The sequence below is a fragment of the Pseudoalteromonas sp. MTN2-4 genome (genome assembly GCF_042848605.1).
Taxonomy (GTDB): Bacteria; Pseudomonadota; Gammaproteobacteria; order Enterobacterales; family Alteromonadaceae; genus Pseudoalteromonas.
On record NZ_BTGK01000003.1, the window covers coordinates 471,256 to 488,930 of the forward strand.

Consider the following 17,675-nt stretch of genomic DNA (forward strand, 5'->3'; position numbering starts at 1 on the left):
TGTTTGTTAGTTTTGATGTGCTGGTTGTAGAGAGTAACCAGGTCTAAAAGGTTTGAGTTTGATACTGAAATACAGTAAGGAGCTGACCACCAGCGCACTGGCAATTGCCGCTACCCAGTAACAAGCCATAATGAAAAAGCTCAACCAGCTTAACTCTGGTGATGCAAACGTTTTGTAGAGTAAAATGCCAACTGAGCCGACATAACCTGCTGAGTCTGCGAGATAAAGCAAAAAACCAGCATTCGCGGTTGAGCCAACTGCTGATATCATTCGGTCAAATAGAAAGCAATTATAGGGGATGTAACTAATATAAAGCCCTGCGCCAAGTAACACCATCCACGCTTTAGCATCCAGCAGACTCTGCTCAAACGCCCATGTACTTGTTGCCAGTAAAGCCGTGCCTAGCAAGATAAAACCATGATTGGCAAAAAATGCGATACGGTTATTTTTAATCAATACCAAAGCCGCTAACGTTATTAAGACAATCAAAGCGACTCGAACGCCTGCGTAAGCAAAAATTGCAGGCTCTTGACCATACCCAAGTGCATACCAAATTTCTGAAGAAAAATTATCTCGAAAATCTCGAAACCCAGTGAAGAGTAAGAAACTTAGTACCAGTAAGGTGATCCCAACCCCGTATTCTTTAAAAAACACCCACCTTTGCGCGCCGTTCATTGGTGCTCTTTTTTGTCTGGCTTGCTCATCCGATGCTGTAGGCGCCGGTAAACTGTTCAAACACAACACAGAGATAACCAAAAGAGGTAAGAAAATGGCGCCAGTTACTGCTGGCATCCACATTTCTGATACCTGTATTTCAACCATAAGCCATTTACCCACAGTACGAACTAAGCCCGACGCAAGAATAAACGTTACACTTAACACTGCACCAAGTAACTCAGTGGTTTTACGCCCTTCTAGGTAGCTAAAAACCAGACCCCAGATCATGCCAAGCGATAAGCCATTAAAAAATAACCAAATCACATTCAGTGGTGAAGGTGAGATAGCAAATAAGATCAAGGCAAGTTCGGCACTCACTATCATCCAGAGAATGGTTTTTGCTCGGTTTGCATGCTGCATCTCAGCAATGACTTTTACACCGATAAATTTAGCCACTAAGTAGCCAAATACTTGCGATAAAATCAAAGCTATTTTGAAACTGACGAGCCAGTGGTCTTGATCCAGCTCGGTATAACTATTAACCGAAAAGGGCTTTCGAAATGCATACATACAGAAATACGTCATAAACGCACTACAGGCAGCAAAAGCAACAAAAGCGAGCCCTTGAGCTGGCCTTAACCATTTTGGCGGCACTTGCCAAAGCGATAAAGAGTTCATAAATAAACCTTGAAAATTACGAGGCCAATCTCTGACCTCGCAAAACAGCTAAGAAATATAAGAAACAAAAACTAGGCGTTTAAGTTACCGTTAGAACTGGTAGTTAAAGCCAATCATTGCGCGCATACCGTAGTACTCAACTTGCAAAGGCCTACCCTTTTCACCCATGTAGTATTCAAGTGCTTCATTGGTGAGATTATTAAGCTCTAGATAAACCAAAGCTTGTTCGTTGATTTGATAAGAAGTTGTAAAATCAACACTAGTATTTGCGCCATAATAACTGTCGCTGTTTGCTGATTTGCCATGCTCTTCGATATAAGCACCTTTATGATTCACAGCGATACGAGCTGCAAATTCAGTATCGTCATAGTAAAGAGTAAAGTTATATAATTCTTTTGCTTGCCTTTGGATAGCAACCTTGCCTGCCCGCTCTGGAATGGTCATTTCTGAATCCATAAATGTAGCATTGCTCATAACACCAAAGTTTTCTAACTGTGGAGAAATAAAACCAAGGTCACGATTAAACGCAAACTCTATCCCTGCAAGCCTCGCGCTGTCGCCATTTTCTGGGCGAACAATATTAACGCCATCACGACCGTTGTAATTTCCAATCGAGCGCTTTTCGAAAATTGGATCTTGAATATCTTTATAAAACACACCCGCAGACACAAGACCTACTCTATGAAAGTAGTGCTCTAACATTACATCTAGGTTGTTAGAATAAGTTGGCTCTAGCGCAGGGTTACCTGAATCAAGCTTGTTGTCTGCTTCTAGATAAGTTGCCCCCGGAGTTAATGAGCCAAAGTCTGGACGCGCAAAGCTTCTTGTTAATGCAACACGATAATTTGTTGATTCATCAGCACGATAGGTAAGATGTAGAGCTGGCAGCACAGAAATATAATCATTACTCTGCGTGGTTTCTACTGTCTGTTGTTTATCAGCTAAGTAGGTGTAACCGGATACATTGGTCTTAGTTTGCGTCAGTCGAAGACCTGCGAGTATTTCTAACTGCGCGCTCATTTGATAGGTTGCCATACCGTAAAGTGAAGTATGGGTTTCTTCTACATCAAAATTTCGACCTAGTGCGCCACCATTGCTGATGAGTGCTGATTCACCATCTACCAATCTGAATTTCTCGCGGTTTGTATTCCAAAATGTCATTGCATCTTCAGTTGTGGCCACTTGAGAAAACTGAGCTTGGTAATTGAAATTAGCTTCTGAAAGATAATCACTTCGCCCGGGCTGATCAACAAGAGAAAAATCAGCAAGTGTTGGTGCTGTACCAAACTCATCACTATTCCACTCGTAAAATTCATCTGCAAAATCTGCATAACGAACTTTATCTCTGTACTTAGCACCGAATTGATAGGTTAAGTCAGAATCTCTTTGCCATTCAAAATCAAGGTTAGCAACCAACCTATCTTTCTCTTTAACATACACTTTATATAACTCAACCCAAGATAAGGCAGCTTGACTTGCATCCAGTGCGAAACCATTTGCAAAATGGTTACTGATCGCATTCCAAGGATCAGCCCCCCCATCCACTAGGTTATAGGCGTAGTTTTTTCCATTTGCTGCTTCTTGCAAACCAACATAACCGACGTTTTTCTGGTCAAAACGCATAACAAAATAGCTGTTATCTTGGCCATTTGGTTTATCACCATATTTGAACTCATTTTCATAGCTCGCTAACTGCCAGTTTATGGTTTTATCAAAGCCGATATTGTGGACACCCGCTAACTCTAAACCATTCATTTCAGTAATTAATTCATTACGAATATGCTGTAGCTCAACTCTGTCTTTATCAAAACGAAGTCGATGTTTGTAGTGCGTTTCATCATCAACCAAGGTGCCATATAAGGCACTGGCACTGATACTGCCATTATCAAAGTCATACTCAACAGAGCCATTTAAACCATATGTTTCGCGGGTTCCGCTGTAATCTCTCAGCTCTAGACGATAAATACCGAAGTTTTCGCTTTCACCTCGGCGTCTTGGTTCGTAATTATCGGTTGCCCAATCTCGCTTCCAAGCTGTGGCATTGACAATAAAACCGAGTTTGTCATCTAGTAAGCGGTTTCCGTAAACCACATTTGCAGAGTAATTTGTGCCCTCTGCTAGCTCGTTTTGACCTAATGCAAAACTTGTTTTAAACACAAAGTCATCTGCTGATTTTTTAGTTATGAAATTAACGCTACCACCGATTGCATCGCCTTCCATATTAGGTGTGATCGCTTTAGATACCTCAACAAACTCAATTAATTCGCTCGGAAAAAAATCAAATGCCGTTGCCCTACTGGTTGTTTCCTCTTCTGCTGTTGGAAGTCGATTGCCGTTGATACTAGCTGAGCTCCATTGCGATGGTAAGCCACGAACTGCAACAAAACGCCCTTCACCCTGATCGCGCTCAATTGATACACCAGGAATACGTTGCACCGCTTCAGCTGCATTTCTGTCAGGCAACTTTCCAATACCGTCAGCGGCTATCACACTGATAATATTCGAGGCATTTTTTTGATTGTTGGCCGCCGCCATTTCGCCACGAAATATTTGACCCACACTCACAACCTCTTCTATTTGTTGTTGCGAGTTTAAAATGATTGGTTCGAGTAAAGTAATTTCAGAGTCTAATACTTTTACTTTTACCTCAGCGCTGTAGTACCCCATGTAGCTCACTACAAGTGTATATTCGCCACTTTTCAAATTCGGCAGTTCAAATCGACCGCGATAATCTGTAACCGCCGTTGATTTATGCCCTTTCACAGTGATCATTACACCTGACAAATGACTTTGCAGATCTTTTACTGAACCGACAAGTTTACCATTTGATGCAAAAGAGTGTGCGCTTTGAGCCAGCAAAATTGCAGCTGCGAAATAGGATAGTTTTTTCATTACATTTATCTCTAAATTTGGGTTTACAACTGGTCTAGTCCAGATTAATTATGCATAGAGTAAACCCGATTTCTTACAAACTCGTGACGCTTTAGTTAAGGCTTTATTGTAGAAATATGTAGAGTTAAACTAATTCAAAATCCAGTCGCACTGCTTAATAGCCACAAACCATGGACGATTAAACTCTTGATTAGCATTATTTTCTTGTACTTGTAAGGAGATGTTCATAAATTCGGCTAGATACTTATATATGTGTGTTTTGACTTTAATATCTTCTAAATTAGTATATGCCTCTTTTAGTTTTTGAATTGTCTGAGAGGTAATTTTTCCTCCCTGTAGCTGTAAATATCTTTGATGGATCCAATACAAAAGAGATTGTTTAGATTGATTAGGAAAAGCGAGAGTCAAGGTTGCCGTTGCTGAATATAAGCGCTGATAATCCAAAAACTTGTCTTGTAGTAAGAATGAAAAAAGTAAGTTTATGCTAGCTGTCACTATTCCTGAACGTTTATCAATTTGTTGATAACCTTTTAATGCTCGTCGGTAATACGCTTCCGCCTCTTTAATATTACCTACATCGAATTCAATCATTCCGAGGTTATTATCTATCATTGCAATGATACTTTCCCGGTTTGTTTCTAACGCCAATGTCCGGGCTTTTTTATATAGTAACCTAGCGCTGTCATAATCGCTCTGTTGGCGTGAAACCAAAGCCAAACTATTCGTTAAAGTTAACCTTTGCTTTTCATTTTGTGAATATTTATAAGCACACTCTAAACTTTTTTGCGCATCGGCTAGGAATTGCTTTTTCCTAAGATAGATCCCAGCTCCACTCAGAAACGAAGTTAAATGGGCTTTAAAGTAAGGATGATGTTTGTGGTGAAATACGGTTTCTAGAGACTCACTAAGTTTATCTAATTGGTTTGTAGGTACAGCAGCTCTCATTCTGATCAAATGCCAACGGATAAATTGTTCATCAGAAAACCTTTTTTTATCATAGATACTATCAAGCAAAATTAATGATTGTGCAGGGTTAATGGTTAAATAGTCTTCTGCTTCTGTAATTTTACTTTCAACAATTGAATTTGCTAATGAAGGAACAGCCAACAATAGAAAAATAAGATTTATAAAGGTTTTCATGGAAATCTTCAAATTTACAAACTCTGATTTAAGCATAGTAAATTTGAGTGAATTTCTCAGTTAATTAGGACTTAGATTTAAAAGAGCCCGAAGGCTCTACATAAAATTAACAAAGACAAGAATTATGACCATCTTTACTTAAACGTTGACAAATATGACCTGTTGGAAGACAAGCTTAATCAGTCCAAACACCACAAGCTACTTGATGTGTTTGCTGCTTTTCTAAGTCGTTTACGTTACGATTTAATTGCTTTAGGTTTTACTCTTTAAGGTTAAATTTTATAATCATATCCTATTGATTGTTGTCATTGCTTTGAATAGCTATTTATCACCTAAAAAAACCTTTTTGCAACAAAACATTTACTAAATTGATTTTTTATCGATAAGGAATACAGATGACATCACAAAGAACTGTAGTAATTACAGGGGCTAGCCGTGGGATTGGTGCAGCTACAGCGCTGTTATTCGCAAAAAATAATTATGCCGTTTGCGTTAATTATCTAAACAGTGTGGATACAGCTGAGGCAGTAGTCAGCGAAATTAAAGCAATGGGTGGAACAGCCATTGCCGTACAAGCTGATGTTAATAAAGAAAGCGAAGTACAAAAACTATTTAAGGTTGTCACTGAGCAGCTGGGTGTTATCGATGTGCTTGTGAATAATGCGGGTATTTTAAAACCGCAGGCAAAACTTATCGAGTTAACTGAGGAGCGAGTAAAAGAGGTATTAACGAGTAATGTGATGAGCTATTTTCTGTGTTCTAAATACGCCATTAAGCATATGTCGACAGAATTTGGCGGTACCGGTGGCAGTATTATTAATGTCTCTTCGGCAGCATCGAGAACAGGCTCACCTAACGAATATGTGGATTATGCTGCAAGCAAAGGTGCCATTGATACGCTCACTATAGGCCTTGCAAAAGAAGTTGCTGCAAACGGCATTCGCGTTAATTGTGTCAGGCCAGGGTTAATCTTCACAGACATTCACGCAGACGGCGGAGAACCAGACCGAGTCAATAGATTAAAAGAAAAACTGCCTATGAAGCGAGGTGGAGAGCCAGAAGAAGTCGCAGATGCCATTTATTGGTTAGCTTCAGAAAAAGCATCTTATGCAACAGGAAACTTCTTAGATCTAGCAGGTGGATTATGATCAACTTGTCAGGGTTTCAAGCTCAGTTAGGATCTGAAGTGCTTCAGTTTGGTTTTGACCACATACCCACTCCACCGCTTTAAAATCATGGCAAACAGGAGGGCGTGCCGGCTGACCAAATAACTTACACAAGTTATCATCGGTCAAGTTTTTACAACGTTCCCCTGCTTTTTTACCATTTGGGTGATTCGGAAAACTTGTACTTATGCTTGGTGCTATGCAACACGCTCCACAGTGTAATCGACATTCCACGCTCATACAGCCTCTAATAGTGATCAGTAAGTTATATTAACACGCTAAACAAGCCTTATTAATCACAGAATTAATTATCCTAAAAAGATCAACTATATTTAAATTCTAGGTTGTACCTACAAATGTAAATAACTATGTCATGAATACACGGATTGTTACATCTTCTTACTGCATATAAATACCTAGAAACATCTGATCGAGTATGCTCATTGTGTAGATTAATAAAATAGAATGCTGAACCGTCATTCTACCGTCGGAAGGACTATTATTGTGGCTAGTAAAAAACAAATTCTCTTACCCTTAGCGGTTTTAGCTGGTGGTGTTGCTGTTTTCATTGGACTTTCATCTATGAAGCAAGCACCCGAAAAAAAACCAGAGAAAATCATTCATCCTCTTGTACAGGCTGCGCCTATCACGATCTCTGATATGAGACTAAACGTTGAGTCCTATGGAATAGTTAAACCTAAATACACAACAGAGCTAGTTGCGCAAGTTAGCGGACAAATTATTGAGCTTTCAGATAAATTTGTAAAAGGTGGCTTTGTTCAACAAGGTGATATTTTAGCCCGCATAGATCCTAACGACTATGAAGCAGCCTTAATTGAAGCAGAGGCTAGCCTTGCACAAGCAAGCTCTGCACTTGAAATTGAACAAGCTCAAGCTCATGTTGCCAAAAAAGAGTGGCAGCGTATTAAGAATAATGCCAATGAGACCATCCCTTCTGAACTTTATTTGCGGAAACCTCAACTTGCTGAAAAACTTGCACGCTATAAAGCCGCTCAAGCAAGTGTAAAACGAGCAAAACGAAACCTTGAACGCACTTACATAAAAGCACCATATGATTCAATTATTGAAAGCCGCGTTGTCAGTTTAGGTAGTGTTGTAAACCCTGGCAGTAAATTCGGAATCCTAAACTCTACTTCAGTAGCTGAAATTCGCCTTCCAGTCGCTGATCATGAATTGCAATACCTACCTCAACAAGGTGTTGATGCAAATGTCGCTTTAACGGCACAAGTTGCGGGAAAAACTGTTACTTGGCAAGGTACAGTGGCGCGTAGCGAAGGTGTCATTGATCAGCGCAGCCGTATGACTTATTTAGTTGCACAAATTCCGCAGCCTTATTCTGATAGTTCAAAACAACTTCGTTTTGGTGCTTACTTGAATGCCTCTATTGAGGGCGCTTTAGTTGAAAATGCCATTCAAGTACCGCAACACTTAATTAAAGACAATAAGGTTGCCGTTCTGAATGATGATTTAACCCTGAGCTTTAAGGGCGTGAATATCATCCGTGAAACAAATGGCATGGCAATTATTGATCAAGGCCTGACGAATGGCGCTCAAATCATTACGTCTGCACTAGAGTATCCAACAGAGGGAATGCAACTTCGTACTGATGACTCTCCTATTTCATCTCCTGAAACGCAGCTTGCACTTAAGGAGGAATAAGCATGAGTACATCAACTGAAAAAGGCTTAATTGCCTGGTTTGCACGCAATCCTGTTGCTGCAAACTTATTAATGATATTTATATTAGTCGGCGGGATCTTAACGGCTTTTTCTATTCGCAAACAGATGTTCCCGCAATTCGAAAGCCCGTGGTTAAGTATTCAAGCAGTTTACCCTGGGGCGGCACCTCAAGAGGTTGAAGAAGGCATAACCATCAAAGTCGAAGAATCAATGGAAGGCCTTGAAGGGATCAAACGACTCATCACCTATTCTAACCGTGGTTTTTCCCAAACTTGGATACAAGTTCAAGAAGGCTACAACCCGCAGGAAGTACTTGATGAAGTAAAAATGCAGGTTGATTCGATTTCGAGTTTCCCAATAGGCATGGAGCGCCCTATCGTTCGATACGATAAGTTCGAACAAGAAGTAATGTGGATGTCACTGAGTGGTAGCTTGAGTAATGCCGAACTAAAAGAGCTTGGAAATACCTTACATGACGAAATGTTAGCGTTACCTGGTGTAAACCTGTTAAGTTTTTTCAGTGGTTTAAACTATGAAATTGGTATCGAGGTTAGTCCAGATAAGCTTCGCGAATATGGCTTAACTTTCCGAGATATATCTTCAGCAGTACGAGCCTTTTCAGCCAATATGTCAGCAGGTCAAATACGCTCTGATAATGGTTACATTTCAATGCGTGTTGAAAATCAGGCATATAGAGGCCATGAATTTGAAAATTTACCATTAAAGACACTAGAAGATGGCGCACAGATTTTCTTAAGAGATGTTGCAGTAGTTAAAGATGGCTTTGAAGAAGGTTTACAATTTTCAAAATACAATGGCAAAAATTCACTGACTTTTGAGCTAAGAGCGTCAAAAGATCAAGATATTACCAAAGTCGCTGATACAGTGAAGAGATACCTAGCTGAACGCAATCAAACGTTACCAGCTGACGTTCAAATAGAACCGTTCATTGATTTAACTTACTATCTAGATGGTCGTTTGAATATGATGATCGAGAATATGATTTGGGGTGGTATTCTGGTAATGTTGATGCTTGCACTGTTTTTGCGTGTTCGCTTAGCATTTTGGGTAATGATGGGCTTGCCAGTTTCGTTCCTTGGTGCATTTTTATTTATGCCAATGGGCTTTTTAGATGTGACAATTAACCTCGCTTCATTATTCGCATTCATTCTAGTGCTCGGTATTGTGGTTGATGATGCCATTGTAGTGGGTGAATCTGTCCATGCAGAAATAGAAAAGAAAGGCCATAGCCTTGATAACGTAGTTCGTGGTGTAAAACGCGTTGCTATTCCAGCAACTTTTGGTGTTTTGACAACGGTAGCCGCGTTTTTACCACAAACATTAGCGACCGGTCCAGCAGCGGCATTTTCAAAGGCCATTGGTGGTGTGATTATTCTTTGTCTTATCTTCTCTCTAGTTGAGTCTAAGCTAATCTTACCTGCCCACTTAGCAGCGATGAAAGATAAGCCAAGTAACCCTAAAAACCCATTCCACCGTTTACGTGAGATTTTAGACGGGGGTCTTAAGAACTTTATTGAAAACCTTTACCGCCCATTTATTGAACGCTGTATTCACTACCGTTACACCGTAATTGTTGGTTTCTTAACTGTACTCATCGTTGCTGCAGGCATGTTTGCAGGTGGATTAGTGAAGTTTGTCGCAAACCCTAAAATTCCGCATGACTTCCCTCAAGTAAGAATAGAGATGAATCTCTCAAGCTCTGAAACTGCGACACTTGAAACTGCGCAAAAAGTTGAAGCGCTTATTTTAGAAGTCGATAAACAAGTCGAAGCTAAGTATGGCCAGAAAATGGTACGTGATCTGTCGGTTAGTCTCCGAGGTAGAACCAATGCTCAGATCATGGCAATCCTCGTTGAACCTGACCTTCGCCCGATCGACACTTTCGCGTTAAGTGCCATGTGGCGCGAACAAATGCCGCCTTTACCAGGTGTTAAAACACTTAACATCGAAGATAGCATCATGAATGGTGGCCGAGATGATGGCGACATTAGCTTCAGACTCGAAGGTAAGAATAAAGATGAGTTAAAAGAAGTTGCTGAACAGCTTAAGGCAAAACTGAACTCTATGGCTGGTGTAGGTGACGTGAACGACTCTATGCAAAGTGCAACAGACGAAGTTCAACTGGAATTAAAACCACTTGCATACAGTATGGGTTTAACTCTAGCTGATGTTGCATCTCAGGTTAACTTTAGTTACTACGGATTAGAAGCACAACGTATTCTTCGTGAAGGTGAAGAAGTTAAAGTGATGATCCGCTACCCTAAAGAGTCTCGTAACTCTATCAGTGACATACAAAATGTCCGCATCATTACTCCAGCGGGTGCAGAAGTACCTCTTGTAGAAGTTGCTAAAATCAATTTAGTTGACGGTGTAAGTCGTATTCGCCGTGAAAATGCTAAACGTACAATCAATGTATGGGCAGCAGTAGATACAAACCAAGCTGAGCCGTTCAAAATTGCTGAAGAAATTCGTGATGAATACCTGCCTTCTTTATTGAAAAACTACCCTGGTGTACAAAGTAGCGTTGCTGGTCGAATTCAAGAAGAAATGGACAGTGTTGCTGAGCAAATTCGTGATTTTGCGCTATCAATGATGATCATTTTTGCACTTCTTGCTATTCCGCTTCGCTCTTACTCGCAACCTATATTGATTATGTCTGTGATCCCATTTGGTGTTGTTGGTGCGGTCTTTGGTCATGTTGTAATGGGCATGACAATGAGTAGCCTCTCTTTCTTCGGGATCATCGCGGTTGCAGGTGTGGTAGTAAATGATTCGCTGGTCATGGTAGATTTTGTTAACAAAGCCAGAGAAGAAGGGATTGCGTTAAAACAAGCTGTTGTAGAGGCCGGCTGCAAACGTTTCAGAGCTATTTTACTTACCTCCTTAACAACATTCATTGGCTTAGTACCAATTATCACAGAAACTAGTTTGCAAGCTCAAATAGTTATACCAATGGCAGTATCTCTTGCGTTTGGTGTTTTGTTTGCAACAGTCATTACTTTGATTTTAATACCGTGTCAGTATGTAGTGTTAGAAGATATCAAAGGTTTGTTTCGTAAGAAAAACAAACAAACCGATAATGCAGTCAATGCGAATTTAGAAAATTCGCTAAACAATTAATCTTGATAACTGATAAAAAGCTCGGCATTGTAAGTGCCGAGCTTTTTTTGTTTCTCAAAGTTTTCTTATACGCTTTACAAAATAAACTTAAGAAGACACACTAAGTTAAGTTATTTAAAAGATTTTCTAATTATGACAAAAATCACCACTGTACTCTTTCTTGCACTCGTTATTCTTTTTGGTTGCGGCTCGGATGAATCTACAAGAGGCGACAAAAGTAATCCTGGCTTCGTAGCAACTATGTATTTTGATGCCATCTATAACAAGAAAGACTTTGATGCAGCGATACAGCTCGCAACGCCGAAAATGGGTAGAATAATGCGCTCTTATGGAACTGCGAAACAGTTTGCTAGAAATTTAATCAATTTACAGTATGACTCTGTAACAATTGAAGTAGACATGACAAACCAAAGTCTTCGTGAACAATATGGCGATGATGCTAAAGTTAACTTGGTATTCACTGGTATGCTGCGAGGTGAGCAGGTTGACGATATGCGCAGCGTTCAAATGATTCGTAAGAAAGGCAAATGGTATGTAGATAAGATAAACCCTGATCCGTTTGCAAGATAAGATTGAAACATAAGGCTGGTTATCCAGCCTTTTTTATTTGTCATAACATCACTTCCCAACAGTATCACATTGTCGCACCAAACAACCGCTGCTATCATTCCTCCGAATAAATATAACTGAGAAAAAATAATGATAACAAAATTTAAACTGAGTGTTGGTGCGTTAATCGTTTCAAGTACACTCACCCTTACAGCTTGTAATATCGTAAACCAAAATAAAACTGTCACAGAGCAAGATGCTGAAGCCTTTTTGGCTAGCTCTGCCGAAACTTTGGTAGACCTTAACGCCAGAGCATCTCGTGCGGCTTGGATTTATGCAAACTTTATCACTGAAGATACAGCGTCACTCTCTGCAGATGTAAATCGTGAATACACAGATATAGTCGTTCGTTTAGCTAATGAAGCAGCTCAATTCGATTCACTTACCTTAAGTGAAGATAATCGCCGAAAAATGGACAAGCTAAAATTGGCTCTAACCCTACCTGCTCCACAAAACGTTGAGAAATCTAAAGAACTTGCTAGCATTTTAGCTCAGTTAGACGGTATGTACGGTAAAGGCAAGTATTGCAGAGGCAATGAGTGTATGAGTCTGGGTGATATGACATCCAAAATGGCTACGTCTCGAGATTACGAAGAATTACTAGATATGTGGCAAGGTTGGCGACAAGTTGCAAAGCCAATGCGCCCTCTTTATGAAAAACAAGTTGTTCTTACAAACGAAGGGGCTAAAGAGCTTGGCTATGCTGATACAGGGGCAATGTGGCGAAGTAAATATGATATGCCAGCTGATGATTTTGCAGATGAACTAGACAGGATTTGGGGGCAAGTAAAGCCGCTTTATGATTCTTTACATTGTCATGTTCGTGCCAAGCTTGGTGAAAAGTATGGAGAAGATAAAGTACCACAGGACCAACCGATCCCTGCCCACTTACTAGGCAATATGTGGGCACAAACTTGGGGCAATATATATGACATTGTTGCACCTGAAAATGCAGATCCTGGCTATGATGTGACAGAGCTTTTAGCAAAACACAATTATGATGAGCTAACCATGGTTAAAGGTGCTGAGAAATTTTTTACCTCTATGGGCTTTGCTCCATTACCTGAGACATTTTATAGCCGCTCCCTATTCACCAAGCCAAAAGATAGAGATGTACAATGCCATGCTTCGGCGTGGAATCTAGACGCTAAAGATGATTTACGCATCAAGATGTGTATTCAACGTACAGGCGAGGAGTTTTCTGTTATTCACCATGAGTTAGGACATAACTTCTATCAACGCGCATACAATACACAACCTGTATATTACCAAGAAAGTGCAAATGACGGGTTCCATGAAGCCATTGGCGATACGATTGCCCTGTCTGTTACGCCAGGGTACTTAAAAGAAATCGGTTTATTAGATGAAGTGCCAGACGAGTCAAAAGACATTGGCCTGCTAATGAAGATGGCGCTAGACAAAGTCGCATTTATCCCGTTTGGATTACTGGTAGATCAATGGCGTTGGAAAGTATTCAATGGTGAAATCAGCCCTGCACAATACAACCAAGCTTGGTGGGAGCTTCGTGAAAAGTATCAAGGAATTAAAGCGCCAGTGACCAGAACTGAAAACGATTTTGATCCAGGTGCAAAATATCATGTTCCAGGTAATGTACCTTACACACGTTACTTCTTAGCACATATCTTACAATTTGAGTTCCATAAAGCACTGTGTAAGATAGCTGATGACAAAGGCTCAATTCATCGTTGCTCTGTTTACAACTCTAAAGAGGCTGGCGAACGTTTAAATACTATGCTTGAGATGGGGAGTAGTCGTCCATGGCAGGAAGCATTAGCTACGCTTACTGGTAACGAACAGATGGATGCAACTGCAATCCTAGATTACTTTGCACCACTGCAAAAATATTTAGATGAGCAAAACCAAGGCCGACAATGTGGCTGGTAATTTCAAAGTTATCCTTGATTAGATAACTTTGTTACAACTGCCATACTCTGAAACAATTTAAGTGTTTAATTTACTTAAAGTAACAGCTAATGTTACCGTAAGTTAAAGGAGAATTTATGTCATTGTTTAGAGTATGGCAAATTACGCAGTTTGAATTGACGCGTATATTTGCAACAAAAAGAGGCTTGTTAGCGCTCACCGCATTCGCAATGGTATGGTTTATGATTTTTAAATATCTCATTGCCGAAGCTGTACCTTTTTTAAGTGACCCTATATTCCAAAATATTGCTAGACAACTAGCAGGCAGCATAGGCTTTCAAGAGCTTATCTCTTGGCCTGAGGCTGAATTTGCAATTTATTGGGTAATTTCACTCTATTGCTTTCCACTATTTTCATTGTTTGTTGGCTCAGATCAAACTGTAGGAGACAGACAGAGAGGCACGCTCAGATTCTTATCATTAAGAAGTACGAGAGACGAAATACTGCTTGGTCGTTATCTTGGTCAACTTTTGATTATCGCTACTTTAATTACTGCGACTGTTTTAGCGACTTTGATTATAATGTCGTATAGAGACTCTTCTCTATTTTCAAGTGGCTTATTACTCGGTTTAAAGCTCAGTTTACAGTTAACTTTAATAAGCATGCCTTTTATTGCGCTAATGTCATTTCTTAACATAGTCACTAGCTCATCAAGATTGAGTATCGTTATGGCAATTTTATTATTCACATTAGGATCAGCTGTCATTGCCTATTTTGCTCATTACACTCCGTTTATTGATGTTCTGTTCTATGCCTTTCCTGGAGAGCAAATTACTGATGTAGCAGGACAAAAGAACACATCTATTATTGATTGGCTAATACCTGTTGTACAAAGTGTAGGTTGGTTACTAATTTCAATTGTTGCTTTAAGGAAACGTGCATTATGAGTTCAGTAATAAAAGTAACGAATTTAAGTAAAAGCTTTGAATCAAAGGCCGCATTAAAAGATGTGTCTTTTGAAATTGAACAAGGTAAAACAACGGCGCTTATAGGCCCTAATGGTGCTGGTAAAACCACTCTTTTCAGTATTTTGTGCGGTTATCTAGAGCCAGACTCAGGACAAGTTGATATTTTGGGCCACCAACTCGGAGACCCGAGGCTTTTCAGCAAACTTTCAGCCTTGCCGCAAGATGCTCAGTTAGATCCAAGGTTTTCACTAGAAAAACAACTCTGTTTTTATAGTAGGCTTCAGGGGTTATCAAAACCTGCCGCAATGAAAGAAACACACAGAGTACTTGAATTAGTAGGTTTAAAAGATAACGTCAACTCAAGAGTTTCTGAGCTGTCTCACGGGATGAGAAAAAGAGTTTGTATTGCTCAGGCATTAATTGATAAACCAGAAATCATTCTTCTTGATGAGGCAACAGCAGGCTTAGACCCTGTAAATGCAAGAGAGATCAGAAATATAATTTCTGATTTAAGTGATCAGGCTACATTTATATTAAGTTCACACGATTTAAGTGAATTAGAAAGGCTTTGCTCACATATTTTGTATTTAGAGCAAGGCGAGCTTTCTGAACACAAGACCCATAACTATGAAGGCGAGCATAATTATTTAACATTGCAACTTACCAACGAACCTCATCAAGCGCTTGATTACTTGAAGCAATTGCAGGATGTCACACACGTTCAGCAGACTCAAAGCAAAGAGTTTGTCATTGAGTACAAAGCTGGAAATAAGCAATTTGATGTACATTTACTAAAATATTGTCATAAACTAAATTGGCAATATCGACAGCTAATTAACGGTAACACGTTAGAAAACGAACTATTCAATAAGGAGTAACTATGGGTTTACTAAGTGGATTATTAGGAAATGCAAGTGAAGCTGATAGTGGTAAAACAGAAGAGTTACTTGCAGATAGCCTAATTGAAGGTGAAGTAATAGAGAAAGCTTATCAAGTGATTCGTGACATGTTTGTTTTCACTAATAGACGTTTAATATTAGTTGATAAGCAAGGGGTAACAGGTTCTAAAATGGAAATATTGACTATCCCATACAACAAGATCACTAAATTTAGTAAAGAGTCTGCTGGTCACTTTGACATGGATGCCGAACTAAAACTATGGATTGGTTCTGAGACTGAACCACTTATTAAAGAATTTAAAGCCGGAGACAATATCAACGAAGTGTACAGAATAATAAGCAAGTATACATTGTAAAAAAGAGCGGCTTAGCCGCTCTTTCTATTCTTGTTCCATCTTAATAAGAAGCTCTTTAATGTCTTCTTTGGCGCTTAGAATATGTTTTTTCAAGAAGGCACACGCTGCATCAATGTCTTTTTGCTTACATAAGTCTAATAAAGTACGGTGCTCTTCCGGCGCAGTTGCAAAACCACCTGCCAGTAAGATATGCATACGAACATATCGTTCAGAGTTCTTACTATACATATCTACCAGTTCCGCAGTTTGCGGTCTCTCAGCTTTAGAATATAGCTTTCCGTGAAACTCAGCGTTCAATTTACCAGTAGCTAGTTGTGTGTCACCTCGTTCAACAGCCTCTTCTAAATCATACAATATAGCTTCAGCTTCTAATAAATCACGAGGTGTAAGCTTCTGAATAGAATGGCTTAATAACTCTGCCTCTAACAAAGCACGTAAGTCAAAAATTTCATCTATTTGATTAGCACTTAATTGTGTTGCTGTTGCACCTTTGTGAGCTTCGAAATTAACAAGACCTTCAGCTTCTAATTGTAGTAACGCTTCTCGAACAGGTATTCTACTCACGTTCAACTCTTCAGCTAAAGCAGCTTGTCTTAATGGTTCACCAGCTTTGATCTCACCAGAAAGTATTTTCTCTCTAATTGCTTCTGCAACAAGTTGAGTTCTTGTCTTATGCTCTATGCTCATACTAACCCCTGAACAGCATTTGGCATTCAATATACACGTAAATACTGCTTACAATATAACTTCTAAAAAGCGATAGTGTACTTTACTTAATTACAGAACATTTTCAATAACTTTCTAAGATCCAGAGTAATAAAGGTATTTTAAAGTTTACTCGTTACCCTTTTCCATATTTCACTCTCAACGAACTTTCCATTCTCATACAAGGTGTGATACCAAAGATCACCTTCTATTTTGAAGGTAAAAGCCATTGTTCGACCGATGTAGTCTTCTAAATTGCCATATTCCACTGTCTCAATAAAGTAATTATCTTTGATAACATAGGTACCTCCACCTGCATAAGCAAACTTATCTGAATGACGCGTAATATAGCTGAAGTGCGTATCTGAAACGATTCGAGTTGAAGTTACTGCCGGCGCTTCAGCTTTAACATTTCCATCTGGGGTTGCATATTCACCACTAACATATTCCCAAGTACCCTTCAATGGATTAGCAAAAGCTGATAATGAAATAGATAAGATAAAAATATATAGGATTGATTTCATTAGAGTTCCTTATGATGATTATTTGGCCATTACAACATATTAGCTATACAAAAGCTCATGAGATTGTTTCATAGTGCAAAAGGTTATCGTCAGCGAACGCAGTGAGTACGGTTCTTTTACGCGAGTATAGTGCAAAGTGTTAACGACAATGAGCGAAGCGAATACGTTTACTTTGCGCAAGGTGAAATAAGCTAGTTTAGCTAGAGTTGAGGGTGTAGTTATTTACGCGTGCTAAATTGCTTCAGAATGAACAGAGTAACTACTGTGAAGGCTGCTCAGTTCACCTTGCGCAGAAGTTTCCGCTTTATCACTTCGTGATGCGAAAATTCTGCACCCTAAACGCAAAAAAGCCCGAA

At 39.5% G+C, this 17,675-nt stretch carries 14 protein-coding genes; 8 read left to right on the forward strand and 6 right to left on the reverse strand.

The annotated features are described in order from the left end of the window. Positions 1 to 6: 6 nt before the first annotated feature. From ACGHEH_RS10970 to ACGHEH_RS10980, 3 genes are all read right to left on the reverse strand, one after another. Positions 7 to 1,335, reverse strand: a complete 1,329-nt coding sequence (locus ACGHEH_RS10970) for a DUF5690 family protein (protein WP_390445135.1) — start codon at positions 1,333 to 1,335, stop codon at positions 7 to 9. A gap of 90 nt (positions 1,336 to 1,425) precedes the next feature. After that, positions 1,426 to 4,227, reverse strand: a complete 2,802-nt coding sequence (locus ACGHEH_RS10975) for a TonB-dependent receptor (protein ID WP_390445138.1) — start codon at positions 4,225 to 4,227, stop codon at positions 1,426 to 1,428. Between the two features lie 129 nt (positions 4,228 to 4,356). After that, positions 4,357 to 5,367 (reverse strand): tetratricopeptide repeat protein, encoded by a 1,011-nt coding sequence (locus ACGHEH_RS10980; RefSeq protein ID WP_390445141.1) that lies wholly within the window; start codon positions 5,365 to 5,367, stop codon positions 4,357 to 4,359. A gap of 395 nt (positions 5,368 to 5,762) precedes the next feature. On the opposite strand from ACGHEH_RS10980, the gene ACGHEH_RS10985 reads away from it, so the two are divergent. Further along, a complete protein-coding gene (locus ACGHEH_RS10985; protein ID WP_390445143.1) occupies positions 5,763 to 6,515 on the forward strand; it encodes an SDR family oxidoreductase in 753 nt (250 codons plus the stop codon). Here ACGHEH_RS10985 and ACGHEH_RS10990 read toward each other — a convergent pair whose 3' ends face one another. After that, positions 6,516 to 6,767: a YkgJ family cysteine cluster protein gene (locus tag ACGHEH_RS10990; RefSeq protein ID WP_390445194.1), complete on the reverse strand. Its 252-nt coding sequence runs from the start codon at positions 6,765 to 6,767 to the stop codon at positions 6,516 to 6,518. It abuts the gene before it with no gap. 270 nt (positions 6,768 to 7,037) lie between these two features. On the opposite strand from ACGHEH_RS10990, the gene ACGHEH_RS10995 reads away from it, so the two are divergent. The 7 genes from ACGHEH_RS10995 to ACGHEH_RS11025 all read left to right on the forward strand — a co-directional run bounded on the left by ACGHEH_RS10995 (position 7,038) and on the right by ACGHEH_RS11025 (position 16,090). Further along, positions 7,038 to 8,213, forward strand: a complete 1,176-nt coding sequence (locus tag ACGHEH_RS10995) for an efflux RND transporter periplasmic adaptor subunit (RefSeq protein ID WP_390445146.1) — start codon at positions 7,038 to 7,040, stop codon at positions 8,211 to 8,213. Between the two features lie 2 nt (positions 8,214 to 8,215). Then, positions 8,216 to 11,374, forward strand: coding sequence for an efflux RND transporter permease subunit (locus tag ACGHEH_RS11000; RefSeq protein ID WP_390445149.1), 3,159 nt, complete (start codon positions 8,216 to 8,218; stop codon positions 11,372 to 11,374). Positions 11,375 to 11,506: 132 nt separating this feature from the next. Beyond that, complete coding sequence (locus ACGHEH_RS11005; RefSeq protein WP_390445152.1) at positions 11,507 to 11,944, forward strand: hypothetical protein; 438 nt, start codon at positions 11,507 to 11,509, stop codon at positions 11,942 to 11,944. Between the two features lie 129 nt (positions 11,945 to 12,073). Then, a complete protein-coding gene (locus tag ACGHEH_RS11010; RefSeq protein WP_390445155.1) occupies positions 12,074 to 13,888 on the forward strand; it encodes a M2 family metallopeptidase in 1,815 nt (604 codons plus the stop codon). A 116-nt stretch (positions 13,889 to 14,004) separates the two neighbouring features. Further along, on the forward strand, positions 14,005 to 14,814 hold the full coding sequence (locus ACGHEH_RS11015; protein WP_390445158.1) for an ABC transporter permease: 810 nt from the start codon (positions 14,005 to 14,007) through the stop codon (positions 14,812 to 14,814). Further along, positions 14,811 to 15,713, forward strand: coding sequence for an ABC transporter ATP-binding protein (locus ACGHEH_RS11020; RefSeq protein WP_390445160.1), 903 nt, complete (start codon positions 14,811 to 14,813; stop codon positions 15,711 to 15,713). Before ACGHEH_RS11015 ends, ACGHEH_RS11020 begins: the two co-directional genes overlap by 4 nt. A 2-nt stretch (positions 15,714 to 15,715) precedes the next feature. Continuing rightward, positions 15,716 to 16,090 carry a PH domain-containing protein gene (locus ACGHEH_RS11025; protein ID WP_390445162.1) on the forward strand — a complete coding sequence of 125 codons (375 nt, stop codon included), beginning with the start codon at positions 15,716 to 15,718 and terminating at the stop codon, positions 16,088 to 16,090. Positions 16,091 to 16,114: 24 nt separating this feature from the next. Here ACGHEH_RS11025 and ACGHEH_RS11030 read toward each other — a convergent pair whose 3' ends face one another. Both ACGHEH_RS11030 and ACGHEH_RS11035 read right to left on the reverse strand, forming a co-directional pair. After that, positions 16,115 to 16,777 (reverse strand): GntR family transcriptional regulator, encoded by a 663-nt coding sequence (locus ACGHEH_RS11030; protein ID WP_390445164.1) that lies wholly within the window; start codon positions 16,775 to 16,777, stop codon positions 16,115 to 16,117. A gap of 140 nt (positions 16,778 to 16,917) precedes the next feature. Next, the gene (locus tag ACGHEH_RS11035) at positions 16,918 to 17,319 is read right to left on the reverse strand and encodes a hypothetical protein (RefSeq protein ID WP_390445167.1); all 402 of its coding nucleotides are present in this window, start codon (positions 17,317 to 17,319) and stop codon (positions 16,918 to 16,920) included. Between the last annotated feature and the right edge of the window lie 356 nt (positions 17,320 to 17,675).